Genomic DNA, 13013 nt, shown 5'->3' with positions numbered 1-13013 from the left:
AAGCTCAGGAGCGGGGCAGCAGCCGGGGCTCATCCACCCCGCTGGCCAGGTTGATTTGCATGAAGGTCACCGGGCCCGCCGGGCCGCCGGCGTCGATGCCCTGCGCGCGCTGGAAGGCCAGCAGGCGCGCCGCCAGATCCTGGCCCGAGGCGGGCACCCGGCCGCTGGCCTGCAAGGCCGCGATGCGCTCGCCGAGCCAGCGGCCAGCCGGGCCGTCGCGGCCATCGGCCAGGCGGCCGGTGTGGCCGGGGGGCAGGCGCCACAGCGTGGCGTAGTCGCCGCGCCAGGCGTCGGCCAGTTCGGTCAGGGGCACGCGCCAGCGGCGCTCACCGCGTGCCAGCACGGCGCTGTCCGCGTCCAGGGCGGTGAGCAGCAGCCGGCCGCTGTCGCCGCCGGGCAGGCGCAGGTTCAAGATGCCGGGGCGGTCGAGCTGGCGCAGGCCATGCACTGTCATGCGCGAGGTGCGGTAGCACTGCAGACCGCCGGCCAGCGCGTGTTCGCAGGGGTCGCCGCTGTCGGCCAGCGCGGCGCCCCACAGCGGGGCCAGTTCGCGCCAGGCCTCGGCCTCGGTGGCCAGCAGGGTATCGGCAGCGGGCCAGCCGGAGGTGGGGGAGGGATCGCGGGTCGTGGCGGGGTCGGTCGGCGCGCTGGGGCTGATGGCGGGGGCGGCCGCGGGGTGGTCGGTGACGGGAGGGGCGACCGGGGCGGCGGCCACTGGGGCGGCGGGCCCGGCGGCGGTCGGCGTGCCCGACCGCTGCAGCCAGAACCACAGCACCGCGGCGGCGACCAAGGCGCCCACCACAGCGCCGGCCAATGCGCCCATGCCCGCAGTGCCCAGGCCGGTGGGACGCGCGACGCCCATCGGACGGGCGCGCCGGGGCGGTGGCGGGGAGCCGGCGCCGTCGAACACCTCGGCGGCGGCCTTGTCGACCACCGTGCGTTCGACGCGGCTCTGCCCGTTCGCGTAGGCGCCGAGCAGGGCGCGGTCGCACAGCAGGTTGATGCGGCGCGGCACACCGCGCGACAGCTCATGGATGCGTTCGATGGCGGCTGGCGAGAACGGCAGCGGCCCCTTGAGGCCGGCCACCTGCAGGCGGTGCTGGATGTACTGGCGTGTCTCGGCGGCGTCCAGGGCGTCGAGGTGGAAGCGCGCGATCACGCGTTGGGCCAACTGCTCCAGTTCGGGCCGCGCCACGATGCCGCGCAGCTCGGGCTGGCCGATGAGGATGATCTGCAGCAGCTTTCGCTCGCTGGTTTCCAGGTTGGTGAGCAGGCGCAGCTGCTCCAGCACATGGGGCGTGAGGTTCTGCGCCTCGTCGATGATGAGCAGGTTGCGCTCGCCGCGCGCGTGGCTGGCCAGCAGGAATTCGTTGAGCGGATCGAGGTGGTCGTGCACCGTGGCCGGGCCCAGGCCCTCGTGCTTGACCTCAATGCGGAACTCGCGGCAGATGGACTTGAGCAGGTCCGCGACCGTCAGGCGCGGATTAAAGATGTACGCGACGTTGCAGTTCTCGGGCACCTGCTCCAGGAAACAGCGGCAGATGGTGGTCTTGCCGGCGCCGATCTCGCCGCTGAGCAGCACGAAGCCGCCACCGCCCCGCACGCCATAGAGCAAATGAGCGAGCGCTTCGCGGTGGCGCTCGCTCATGAACAGGTAGCGGGGGTCGGGCGCGATCGAAAACGGGTCGCTCTGGAGCCCGAAAAACTCGGCGTACATGGCCCCGAGCATACCGGGGCCCCCCGGGGCGGGCAAACCGCCCGCCGGGGGTTCGGCGCAGACTTAGGCCGCCAGCTGCATCGACGGCTTGGTGCCGGACGACGACGCCTTGGCCGCGCCGTTGGCGGCGCACTCGACGTCACCCGAGAGCTGGCCGCCTTCTTCGATGACGATCTTGCCGTAGCGGATGCGGCCGGTGACCCTGCCCGTGGCGTGGATCACCAGCTTCTGGCGCACCGTGAGGTTGCCGTCGATGGTGCCGTAGATCTCGGCCAGGTCGACCTCGCACGAGCCCTTGAAGGCGCCTTGCTGCGCGATCTGGATCACGCGCGAGTCCATGGTCGCCTCGACCGTGCCCTCGACCACCAGCGTGTCGCAGTCGGTGATCTCCACGCCCTTGAGCTTGATGTTCGGCCCGACGGTGAGCTTGCTGCCGCCTTCGGGGGTGGTGGTGGGCGTGGTGCTGGTGGCAGGTTTCACCTCGGCCTCCTGGGGAACCACCGGCGCACTGCTGCTGGGGGAGGTTTGTGATTGACCGTAAGCCGTGTTGCGCGGTGTGGCCATGCCGCCGCTGCCCAGGGGGCGGGAGGGCTCGTTGTCGCGTTTGCCGAAGTGCAGTGCCATGGGTTTCTCCTGAGGTGTAGTGGGCAGAAGTCCCCATGCTAGGGAGCATAGCCCTTACATTCGCGCCCGTTCCGTAAGAGCTGTGTCGAGATGAACGGGCGACCAACGGCCCTCAGCGGTTGGTACGCCGGCGATCCTCCATGTCGCGGATCAGCGCTCGGGCTTCATCGCCTTCTGGAATGGGACGGCCGCTGTCGCGCCACTGCACGGCGGCCTTGAAGCCCTGGTCCTGCGCATACCGGCGGAACCACAGGCCTTCGGGGTTGTGGCGCGTGATGCCGTCGAACAGCGTGGCCAGGGATTGCGTCTGCTCCAGCCCCATGGTGAGCAGCACCTGGTTGACCACCATCTTGTGCATGGCCAGGTGCGAGCGCGGCACGCCCGCGATGCGCTCGGCCAGGGCCAGGGCGCGCGTCTCCAGCTGGTCGAGCGGCACGGCTTCGTTGGCCAGGCCCCAATCGGCGGCGGTGCGGCCATCGATCAGGTCGCCGGTGAACATGAGCTGCTTGGCGCGCGTGGGACCCAGGCGGTAGGTCCACATGGCCGTGGTGGGGCAGCCCCACACGCGCGTGGGCATGTAGCCGATGCGCGCGTCCTCGGCCATCACCAGCAGGTCGCAGCACAAGGCGATGTCGCTGCCGCCGGCCACGGCCGCGCCATGAACCTTGGCGATGGTGGGCTTGGGGCTGCGCCACAGGCTCATGAAGTCCTCGGTGATGCGCTTCATGAAGGCGTAGTCGTCCAGGGGGTCCCAGGGGTGGCGTTCCTGCTGACAGGGGTGGTCGATGTCGCCCTCGCCAAAGTGGGAAAGGTCGTAGCCGCCGCAGAAGCCCTTGCCCGCTCCCTCGACCAGGATGACATGCACGTCGTCGTTGGCGTTGGCCCATTCCACCGCCGCGCGGATCTCGCGCGGGGTGTCGTCGTTGATGGCGTTGAGCCGCTCGGGGCGGTTGAGCAGCAGGCGCGCCACGCGCGGGTTCGCGGGGTCCTGGTCGATGCGCAGGGTGTTGAAGTTCGGCATGGCTGTCTCCTTTGTTGGTGTGAAAACCATCTTATCGACGGGTGGTTGTGGCGTGGAGTCGCGAAGGCGATACAGTTGCGCGCGCAACTAAATAGGTGAAACATTCATGGACCAGACAACCGAAGAACACGTGCCGGTGCTCATCGCCGGTGGCGGCCCGGTGGGCCTTACGCTGGCCGCGCTGCTGTCGCGTCAGGGCATCCGAAGCCAGGTGATCGAGGCCGACGAGGGCTATTGCACCGGCAGCCGCGCCATCTGCATCTCGCGCCGCTCGCAGGAGATCCTGGGCTGGGTGGGCGCCGACGCGCCGCTGGTGGCCAAGGGCCTGGGCTGGACCGCCGGGAGTAGCCATTTCCGCCAGACCGAGGTGCTGCGCTTCGAGATGCCCAGCGAGCCCACGCAGCGCTTCGCGCCCATGGTGAACATCCAGCAGTTCTACGTCGAGGAATACGCGCACCGCGCCATCGACGAAGCGGGCGCCGATGGCACGACCGTGCGCTGGGGCGAGCGTGTGCAGCGCGTTCAGGCGCGCGAGCGTGACGTGCTGGTCGACATCGAATCGCCGCGCGGCCACCGGCGCGTGCGCGCCGACTGGCTCTTGGCCTGCGACGGTGGGCGCAGCACCGTGCGCGAGCAACTGGGCCTGCAGTTCGAGGGCACGCAATACGAGGGTCGCTACGTCATCGTCGACATCCGCCAGAAGACGCAGCGCCCGGTGGAGCGCCTGGCCTGGTTCGACCCGCCGTCCAACCCGGGCTCCACCATCCTCATGCACCGCCAGCCCGACGACGTCTGGCGCATCGACTATCAGATCCGTGACGACGAAGACCCAGCCGAGGCGGTCAAGCCGGAGAACGTATTGCCACGCGTGCGCAGCCACCTCGAGATGATCGGCGAGACCGAGCCCTGGGAGCCGCTGTGGATCTCGATCTACAACGCCAAGTGCCTCACGCTGCCGAGCTACCGCCACGGTCGTGTGTTCTTCGCGGGCGACGCCGCCCACCTGGTGCCCATCTTCGGCGTGCGCGGGCTCAACTCGGGCCTGGACGACGCCGGCAACCTGGCCTGGAAGCTGGCCCGCGTGGTGCGCGGCGCTTCGCCCGAGGCACTGCTCGACAGCTACAGCGTGGAGCGTGTGCACGCCACGCGCGAGAACATCGCCTACGGTGCCAAGAGCACCGAGTTCATGGCGCCGCCCGACTTCGCTTTCCGCCTCATGCGCGAGGCCGCGCTGCGCCTCGCGCTGGACGACGAGACCGTTCGCCCACTGATCAACCCACGCCAGTCCTCGGCCATTCAGTACCTGGGTTCGCCGCTCAACGCGGGCGAGTCTGGTGAATGGGCGAGCGCGCAGGCCGGGCCCGGCGCCCCTGCACCCGAGGCCCTGCTGCACGACGCGCACGGCCACGCCTTTCACCTCAGCAGCCGTTTCGGGCGTGGCTTCGTGGCGTTGGTGTTCAACGGCCCCCCCGAGGGCGGCCTGCCGCGCGACGTGGAGGCCATACCCATCCACCCCGCAGCCGACCCGCACGGCCAGGCCTGGCGGCGCTATGGTCTGCCTGTCGAGGCCGCTCCCGCTCTGGTGCTGGTGCGTCCCGACGGCTACGTGATGGGCCGTTGGCGCGGCCTGGACACCGCGCCCTTGCGCGCGGCCCTGCAATCCTCTGGAGTCACCGCATGACCGATGCCGATCTCGACACGAGCTACACCGCGCTGTGCCGCGCCCTGGGCGAGGTGGGAGAACAGCAGGCCCCCCTCCTGCTGGCCATGCTGAGCCTGTCGCTGCTGGGGCGGCTGGACAGCGCCGCGCAGGCCCTGCCCCTGATCGAGCGGGCGCGCGAACGCTGCCTGCAGGAGCCCTTGCATGAGCGCTGACACCAAGCCGCTGCCGCTGGAGCAGCAACTGAGCTGGCGCCTGCACCGCCTGGGCAAGCTCACCGATGCCGCGACCGCCGCCGCTTACGCGGGCGAATTGGGCCTGGGCGTGGCCGAGGCGCGCGCCTTGGCCGCGATCGGTTCCTTCGAACCGCTGTCGGTGAACGACCTGGCCGCGCACGCCCACCTGGACAAGGCGCAGGCCAGCCGCGCCGCGCAGATGCTGGTGGAGCGCGGCAGTGTGATCAAGGCGCCCAGCGAGACCGACGCGCGCGCCGTGGTGCTGCGCCTGTCGCGCCCGGGGCGTGCACTGCACGCGCGCGCGCTGCGCCTGATCGACCGCCGCAACCGCGAAATCATGGGCTGCCTGGGCGTGGCCGAGCGGCGGCAGTTGCTCGGGCTGGTGGACCGGTTGATCGCGCACGCCGCGCCGCGCCGCCCGGGGGGCGCTGGAGGCGATACACCTTGATACGCGCATCGTCGCTATAACGCTTCACATGAAGCGCAATCCCTTCGCTCCCACGGACTTTGGTGCCGATTCGCTTGAAGTGCGGGTGTCCGAGTCGCTGGTGGCCACCTCCGACCAGACCGACGCGGAATTGGACGCGGCCATCGGCGAGGTGCTGCGCCTGCTTCGCGAGCGCCTGCAGATGGACGTGGTCTTCGTCTCCGAATTCGTCAATGGCCGGCGCGTATTCCGCCAGGTGGCCCAAGCGCCCGGCGTGGGCGTGATCGCTGAGGGCGAGAGCGCGTGGCTGGAGGAGTCCTGGTGTCAGCGCGTGGTGGACGGCCGACTGCGGCAGTACATCGCCGACGCGAAGCGCGATCCCGCCGCCTCCCCGCTGCTCAAGGACCTGCCGTTTCCCATCGGCACGCACATCAGCACGCCGCTGGTGCTGTCCAGCGGCGAGGTCTACGGCACGCTGTGCTGCTTCAGCTTCGAGGCCCATGGCCGGCCCAACCCCGAGGACCTGGCCAAACTCAAGCTCACCGCGCGGCTGGCCGCGCAGCGGCTAGAGACCCGCCGACAGGCACGGCCCATGCCGGCCAGCGTGCCCGACTGGACGCTCAAGTCCCGCTAGGTGTGGTGTTTCAATAGGTTGTTCACCCGACGGCATCTGGGAGACTGGAGTTACCACGCTTCAGCACTCACAGAGGAAACCCGTCGGATGAACAGCCACAAGAATGCCAGATTGACGTTTGAAGGACGCAAGTTGCTCATCGAGCGCATTGCCGTCATGGGGCTGATGCCTGCGGCCGAGGCCGCAGGCATCAGCGTGCGGACTGCCCGCAAGTGGCGGCGTCGCTTCGAGGCTGGCGGACTCGATGCTCTCCTGGACAGCAGTTCGCGCCCCGCCAGAACGCGCAACACCATTGACGTGGCGCTGGGTCAGCGCATCGAGCAGTTGCGACGCAGCCGCATGCCCATGCGCCGCATCGCCGCCGTGGTCGGGCGCAGCGTGGCCACTATCAGCCGCTGGCTGGCCAGGTTGGGCCTCTCCAGCCTCAAAGCGCTGCAGCCGGCCGCGCCTGTGGTTCGCTACGAACACGACACGCCTGGAGCCATGCTGCACATGGACACGAAGAAGCTCGGGCGCATCGAGCGCCCCAGCCACCGCGTCACGGGCAACCGGCGCGACTCGGTCGAGGGCATCGGCTGGGAGTTTGCCCACGTGGCCATTGATGACCACAGCCGCGTGGGCTTCGTACAGATGCATGACGATGAACGCAAAGGCTCGGCGGTGGCCTTCTTGAAGGCTGCCGTTGCTCACTACGCGGCGCTGGGTGTGCGCATCGAGCGGCTGCTCACCGACAACGGCTCGGCCTACCGCTCGCGCCTGTTCGCCAAGACTTGCCAGGCGCTGGGCATCAAGCACGGCTTCACCCAACCCTACCGACCGCAGACCAACGGCAAGGCCGAGCGCTTCATCCAGACTTGCCTGCGCGAATGGGCCTACGGTCGAATCTGGAGCAACAGCGCCGAGCGCACCGCCTGGCTACCCGCGTTCCTGAGCTACTACAACGCCCGCAGGCCTCACTCGGCCCTCGGTCATCGCCCTCCAGCTTCCCGCCTCGCTGGGAACAACCTATTGCAACTCAACAGCTAGGCGGGATGGCCCGCGGGCAGCGGGAAAAGGAGGGCGCCGGTAAAATCGCGCCCTTCGCCCCGCTGCGCCCGCCATGGGTTCGCGCCCACCCATGAACGCTCCCATCGACGTCTCCCTCTTCGCGCGCAACGCCAAGCCGCTCACCAGCTACCGGCCCTACTGGGCCAAGCGCTTCGGCACCGCGCCCTTCCTGCCCATGAGCCGGGCCGAGATGGACGCGCTCGGCTGGGACAGCTGCGACGTCATCATCGTCACCGGCGATGCCTACGTGGACCACCCCAGCTTCGGCATGGCGGTCATCGGCCGCGTGCTCGAGGCGCAGGGCTTTCGCGTGGGCATCATCGCCCAGCCCGACTGGCAGAGTGCCGAGCCTTTCAAGGCCCTGGGCAAACCGAACCTGTTCTGGGGCGTGACGGCCGGCAACATGGACTCCATGATCAACCGGTACACCGCCGACCGGAAGATCCGCAGCGACGACGCCTACACGCCCGGCGATGAGGGCGGCAAACGCCCCGATCGCGCCGCCATCGTCTACAGCCAGCGCTGCCGCGAGGCGTACAAGGATGTGCCCATCGTGCTCGGTGGCATCGAAGGCAGCCTGCGCCGCATCGCGCACTACGACTACTGGAGCGACAAGGTGCGCCGCTCGGTGGTGGTGGACAGCAAGTGCGATCTGCTGCTCTATGGCAACGCCGAACGCGCGCTGGTCGAGGTGGCGCACCGGCTCGCGGCGCGCGAGCCCATCGAGCGCATCACCGACGTGCGTGGCACGGCCTTCGTGCGCCGCCCGGGTGATCCGTCCACCGAGGGCTGGTTCGAGATCGATTCCACCGAGGTGGACCAGCCCGGCCCGGTGGACGCGCACATCAACCCGTACCAGACCACGAGCGAACAGGCGCAGTCGGCGGGTCAATCGTGCGCGAAGGACGAGGCCGCGCAGGCGCCGGCGGCGCAGGGCGCGTCGATCCAAGCGCTGAACTTCGTGCCCAACCCCGCGTTGCAGGGCAAGACCAAGCGCCCGCCGCGCGATCGCAGCGTGATCCGCCTGCCCAGCTACGAACAGGTCAAGAGCGACGCCGTGCTCTACGCCCACGCCAACCGCGTGCTGCACGTGGAGGCCAACCCCGGTAACGCGCGCGCCCTGGTGCAGGCACACGGCGAGGGGGCGACCGCGCGCGACGTCTGGATCAACCCGCCGCCCATTCCGCTGACCACGGCCGAGATGGACCACGTGTTCGACCTGCCGTACGCGCGCAGCCCGCACCCGGCCTATGCCGACGCGCAGGGCCGCCACGACGGTGAAACCAAGATCCCCGCGTGGGAGATGATCCGCTTCAGTGTGAACATCATGCGCGGCTGCTTCGGCGGCTGCACCTTCTGCTCCATCACCGAGCACGAGGGCCGCATCATCCAGAGCCGCTCGCAGGCCTCCATCCTGAAAGAGGTGGAGGAGATCCGCGACAAGGTCGAGGGCTTCACCGGCGTCATCAGCGACCTCGGTGGCCCCACGGCCAACATGTACCGCCTGGGCTGCGCCAGCCCCGAGATCGAGGCCGCCTGCCGCAAGCCCAGCTGCGTCTACCCCGGCATCTGCCAGAACCTCACGACCGACCACGGGCCGCTGGTGCGCATCTACCGCCGTGCGCGGGCGCTGCCGGGCATCAAGAAGATCCTGATCGGCTCGGGCCTGCGCTACGACCTCGCGATCAAGAGCCCCGAGTACGTGAAGGAGCTGGTGCAGCACCACGTGGGCGGCTACCTGAAGATCGCGCCCGAACACACCGAGACCGGTCCGCTGTCGAAGATGATGAAGCCCGGCATCGGCAGCTACGACCGCTTCAAGCAGATGTTCGAGAAGTACAGCGAGGAGGCGGGCAAGAAGCAATTCCTCATCCCGTACTTCATTGCCGCGCACCCGGGCACCAGCGACGAGGACATGATGAACCTCGCGCTGTGGCTCAAGAAGAATGGCTTCCGCGCCGACCAGGTGCAGACCTTCTACCCGAGCCCCATGGCCACCGCCACGGCCATGTACCACTCGGGCCTGAACCCGCTCAAGGGCATTCACCGCGACGAACGCGGCGAGCGCGTGGACATCGTGCGCGGCGAGAAGCGCCGCCGCCTGCACAAGGCCTTCCTGCGCTACCACGACCCCAACAACTGGCCGCTGCTGCGCGAGGCGCTCAAGGCCATGGGCCGCGCCGACCTGATCGGCAACGGCAAGCACCACCTCATCCCCACGTTCCAGCCGCTCACCGACGGCGGCTACCAGAGCGCGCGGCGCAAAAACAGCACGCCCACCGCCCGCGCGCCGGCCGCGGCGCCCGCGCCGCGCAAGGGGCAGATGCTGACGCAGCACACCGGCCTGCCGCCGCGCGCCGGCACGGCGGCGCGGCGGCCCAAGCCGCGCTGACGGCGCTCAGGCGCCGCCGCCGGCGAACAGCGGCCAGGCCACCCAGGCCAGCAGGGCGGTCACGTTGAACACGGCGCAGGCCACGAAGGTCTGCTGGAAGCGCTTGTCGTCCAGGCGGTGCCGAAGCGAATGCTGGGCCAGCCAGGCCGCTGGCCAGCCGCCCAGCGCGGCCGCCGCGTGCAGCAGTTCCAGCGGCCAGGGCGCGCCGCCCTCGGTCATCACGTGCTGGTCGCGCCAGTACAGGAAGACGGTGGCGATGTTCACCAGCACCACGCCGGTGAGCACCACCCACGGAAAGCGGCCAGAACCGATGCCGATGAGCCAGAGCAGCAGCCAGCCGCCCAGCAGGCCCAGGGCGATCTGGGTCTGGCGGCGCTGCGCGCGTTCCTCTCGCCAGCGCTGGGCCTTGGACGTGGCGGTTGGGGCCAGCACCGGCTCGGGCGCCGGCCCAATGGGGGCGCCGGCCTCGCGCAGCGGCGGCGGGGGCGGCAGCTTGATCGACAGTGCGCGCGGCCCCTTGCCACCGACCACGATCTCCTCGTACACCACCGCCGTGCCCGGCGCGATGGGGTGTGGACCTTCGTAGTCGCGCAGGTGGAAGTACACCTCGGCGGCGGTGTCGGGACTGCGGATGAAACCGGACGCGCGCTCGGCGTCCCAGTGGACGATGGTGCCTTGCTTCTTCATGGCCTCGGGGAGGGTGGTGCCGCTGGATTGTCGGTCTTGTGGTTCGCCGAGGCGGTGGCCAGCGGTGGCCTGGCCCAGGCCGTGCGAGAAACGGTGCAGGCCGATCGCCAGCGGGCGCCGGCGCCACCCTCGGCGCGGGCACGCCGCGCGGCTTGACCAGCTGTGCCTGCTGTTTGACACCACGGCCGCGCACGGGCAGGACATCGTGCCGCCGCGCCTGGTGGCGCGCCTGCGGCGCGGCGTGCCCACCTTTCGGGAGGCGTCCTTGCCGCGCTGGGCCCAGGGGCTGCTGGCGCCGCGCTGAGGCCTCATGCCAGCGTGTGCATCGGGATGTCGCGCTCGACCGCCAGTTTGTCCAGTTGCGCGCGCGTGCGGCCCGCCAGAAAGCGCGCGATGGCCTCATGTGTGGCGGGTGCGAACAGGGTCTTCATCCGCTGGCCGTCGGCCACGCCCGCCGCTTCGCACAGCGCGGCGGCGAAGTGCGGCTCCAGCGCGGCCACGGCCACGCGCCCGTCCTTGCAGGGGTAGACGCGGTAGCCCGCGTGCGCGCCACCCACGGCCCCCGTCGGCTGCGTCAGGCCCCAGCTGCGCGGCAGCGCGAGCCAGGCGGCGGCATCGGACAGGGCCACCTCATGGGCACTGCCGCGCCCCGTGGAGCGCAGCAGCAGCACGGCCTTGAGCACCGCCTCGGCGGCCATCAGCGCGCCGCCCATGTCGGCGAACAGCGTCGCCGGCAGGTCCAGGCCGGTCACCAGGCCGGCGTCGGCCAGGTAGGTGAGGTCGTGTCCCGGTTCCTCGGCGCGTTCGCCGGGCGCGCCCACGATGCTCACCATGGCCAGCGCGGGGTAGCGCTTGCGCAGCGCCGGCCACGACAGGCCCAGCTTGGCCAGGGCCGAGGGGCGGAAGGAGGTCAGCAGCACGTCGGTGCGCAGCAACTGCTTGTGCAGCACGGCTTGGCCGGCCTCGGTCTTGAGATCGGCCGTCAGCCGCTTCACGCCTTCGTGCATGCGCGCATAGGCCGGGGGGTTGTACTGGCCCATGGGGTCGCCGCTGGCGCCGTCGCGTGCGGGCGGCTCCAGCTTGGTGCAGGCCGCGCCCAGGGCGCGCAGTCGCATGAGGGCGGCCGGACCGGGCAGATTGAGCGCGAGGCTGAGCACGCGCACGCCGCGCAAGGGCAGGGGGCTTCGGGGGGTGGGCATGGGCAGTGGTCGCAGGTCGGTGTTGACGGTGCGGCCACTGTAACGCCGGCGATGGCCTGACCCAGAGACACCGCGGAATCGGCGTTGCCGGGCCGCAGGTGTCGCCCCCCCGGAGGGGGTCGCGCGAAGCGCGGCGGGGGTAAGTGCTACTTCTGGCCGAAGTCCAGCGGCAGGCCCACGTAGTTTTCCGCGAGCGAGCGCGACATGGCCTCGGAGTTCACCAGGTACTCCAACTCGGCTTCCTGCACCTTCTGGCCGAAGCCGCCGGTGTCGGGGAAGCGGTGCATCAGCGAGGTGAGCCACCAGCTGAAGCGTTCAGCGCGCCACACGCGGGCCAGCGCGCGCTGCGAGTAGTGGTCGATGCCGGCGTCGCTTTTCTCGCGGTAGTGCTCGATGAAGGCGGTGGACAGGTATTTCACGTCGCTGGCCGCCAGGTTCAGGCCCTTGGCGCCCGTGGGCGGCACGATGTGCGCGGCGTCGCCCGCCAGGAACAGGCGGCCGAAGCGCATGGGCTCGGCGACGAAGCTGCGCAGCGGCGCGATGCTCTTTTCGATGCTGGGGCCGGTGACGATGGCCTCGGCCATGGCCGGGTCCAGGCGGCGGCGCAGCTCGTCCCAGAAGCGGTCGTCGCTCCACTGCTCGACCTTGTCGTCGATGGGGCACTGCACGTAGTAGCGGCTGCGCGTGAGGCTGCGCATGGAGCACAGGCCGAAGCCGCGCTCGCTGTTGGCGTACACCACCGCGTGCGGCGACACCGGCGGCACTTCGGCCAGCACGCCGATCCAGCCGAAGGGGTAGACCTTTTCGTACTCGGTGATCGAGTCCTGCACGGTGGCGCGGCAGACGCCGTGGAAGCCGTCGCAGCCGGCAATGAAGTCGCACTGCAGTTCGTGCGTCTGGCCGTCCTTCTCGTAGCGCACGCTGGGCTTGGCGCCATCGAAGCCATGGACGCTGACGTTGGCGGCGTTGTAGACGGTGGGCAGGCCGGCGGCCTGGCGCGCGTCCATCAGGTCGCGCGTGATCTCGGTCTGGCCATAGGCCGTGACCACCTTGCCCTGGGTGAGACCGGTCACGTCGATCGGGTGGCGCGTGTTCTTGTAGACCAGCTCGATGCTGTGGTGCACGGTACCTTCCTTGGCCACGCGCTCGCCCACGCCGGCCTCGTGCAGCAGGTCGACCATGATCTGCTCCAGGATGCCGGCGCGGATGCGGCCCAGCACGTAGTCGGGGCTCTGGCGTTCAATGATGACGTTGTCGATGCCGGCCTTGTGCAGCAACTGGCCGAGCAGCAGCCCCGAGGGGCCGGCGCCGATGATGGCGACCTGGGTTCGCATGGGTCTTGTCTCCGGGGAACGGGCGAAACCCGCAG

13 protein-coding genes are annotated in these 13013 nt (G+C 70.0%); 7 read left to right on the top strand and 6 right to left on the bottom strand.

From position 1 onward, the window contains the following. Nucleotides 1-4 precede the first annotated feature (4 nt). The 3 genes from JNX00_RS13385 to JNX00_RS13375 all read right to left on the bottom strand — a co-directional run bounded on the left by JNX00_RS13385 (nucleotide 5) and on the right by JNX00_RS13375 (nucleotide 3362). A complete protein-coding gene (locus JNX00_RS13385; protein ID WP_204742585.1) occupies nucleotides 5-1717 on the bottom strand; it encodes an AAA family ATPase in 1713 nt (570 codons plus the stop codon). Nucleotides 1718-1780: 63 nt separating this feature from the next. Further along, nucleotides 1781-2341: a polymer-forming cytoskeletal protein gene (locus JNX00_RS13380; RefSeq protein ID WP_204742584.1), complete on the bottom strand. Its 561-nt coding sequence runs from the start codon at nucleotides 2339-2341 to the stop codon at nucleotides 1781-1783. Nucleotides 2342-2453: 112 nt separating this feature from the next. Next, the gene (locus JNX00_RS13375) at nucleotides 2454-3362 is read right to left on the bottom strand and encodes a crotonase/enoyl-CoA hydratase family protein (RefSeq protein ID WP_204742583.1); all 909 of its coding nucleotides are present in this window, start codon (nucleotides 3360-3362) and stop codon (nucleotides 2454-2456) included. Between the two features lie 106 nt (nucleotides 3363-3468). Here JNX00_RS13375 and JNX00_RS13370 point away from each other — a divergent pair, with 106 nt between their 5' ends. The 6 genes from JNX00_RS13370 (at nucleotide 3469) to JNX00_RS13345 (ending at nucleotide 9758) form a co-directional block, all read left to right on the top strand. Beyond that, nucleotides 3469-5043, top strand: a complete 1575-nt coding sequence (locus JNX00_RS13370; protein ID WP_204742582.1) for an FAD-dependent monooxygenase — start codon at nucleotides 3469-3471, stop codon at nucleotides 5041-5043. Next, nucleotides 5040-5237, top strand: a complete 198-nt coding sequence (locus JNX00_RS13365) for a hypothetical protein (RefSeq protein ID WP_204742581.1) — start codon at nucleotides 5040-5042, stop codon at nucleotides 5235-5237. Before JNX00_RS13370 ends, JNX00_RS13365 begins: the two co-directional genes overlap by 4 nt. After that, complete coding sequence (locus JNX00_RS13360; protein WP_204742580.1) at nucleotides 5227-5706, top strand: MarR family winged helix-turn-helix transcriptional regulator; 480 nt, start codon at nucleotides 5227-5229, stop codon at nucleotides 5704-5706. Before JNX00_RS13365 ends, JNX00_RS13360 begins: the two co-directional genes overlap by 11 nt. Before the next feature lie 28 nt (nucleotides 5707-5734). Continuing rightward, nucleotides 5735-6319 (top strand): GAF domain-containing protein, encoded by a 585-nt coding sequence (locus JNX00_RS13355; protein WP_204742579.1) that lies wholly within the window; start codon nucleotides 5735-5737, stop codon nucleotides 6317-6319. A gap of 87 nt (nucleotides 6320-6406) precedes the next feature. Further along, nucleotides 6407-7345, top strand: a complete 939-nt coding sequence (locus JNX00_RS13350) for an IS481 family transposase (RefSeq protein WP_204742578.1) — start codon at nucleotides 6407-6409, stop codon at nucleotides 7343-7345. Nucleotides 7346-7436: 91 nt separating this feature from the next. After that, entirely contained in the window at nucleotides 7437-9758 is a 2322-nt protein-coding gene (locus JNX00_RS13345) for a YgiQ family radical SAM protein (RefSeq protein ID WP_204742577.1), read from the top strand. A 6-nt stretch (nucleotides 9759-9764) separates the two neighbouring features. Here the strand turns inward: JNX00_RS13345 and JNX00_RS13340 are convergent, their stop codons facing one another. Then, nucleotides 9765-10445 (bottom strand): DUF1294 domain-containing protein, encoded by a 681-nt coding sequence (locus JNX00_RS13340; RefSeq protein ID WP_204742576.1) that lies wholly within the window; start codon nucleotides 10443-10445, stop codon nucleotides 9765-9767. Nucleotides 10446-10509: 64 nt separating this feature from the next. Here JNX00_RS13340 and JNX00_RS13335 point away from each other — a divergent pair, with 64 nt between their 5' ends. After that, nucleotides 10510-10749 carry a hypothetical protein gene (locus JNX00_RS13335; protein ID WP_175442866.1) on the top strand — a complete coding sequence of 80 codons (240 nt, stop codon included), beginning with the start codon at nucleotides 10510-10512 and terminating at the stop codon, nucleotides 10747-10749. A 4-nt stretch (nucleotides 10750-10753) separates the two neighbouring features. Here JNX00_RS13335 and JNX00_RS13330 read toward each other — a convergent pair whose 3' ends face one another. Further along, nucleotides 10754-11644: a CoA transferase gene (locus JNX00_RS13330; RefSeq protein ID WP_204742575.1), complete on the bottom strand. Its 891-nt coding sequence runs from the start codon at nucleotides 11642-11644 to the stop codon at nucleotides 10754-10756. Nucleotides 11645-11790: 146 nt separating this feature from the next. Next, nucleotides 11791-12978 carry a 4-hydroxybenzoate 3-monooxygenase gene (pobA, locus tag JNX00_RS13325; RefSeq protein ID WP_204742574.1) on the bottom strand — a complete coding sequence of 396 codons (1188 nt, stop codon included), beginning with the start codon at nucleotides 12976-12978 and terminating at the stop codon, nucleotides 11791-11793. Nucleotides 12979-13013: the final 35 nt, after the last annotated feature.

It is taken from the genome of Hydrogenophaga sp. YM1, assembly GCF_016903055.1.
Taxonomy (GTDB): Bacteria; Pseudomonadota; Gammaproteobacteria; order Burkholderiales; family Burkholderiaceae_C; genus Hydrogenophaga; species Hydrogenophaga borbori.
This window is presented reverse-complemented; position numbering and strand designations above follow the sequence as displayed.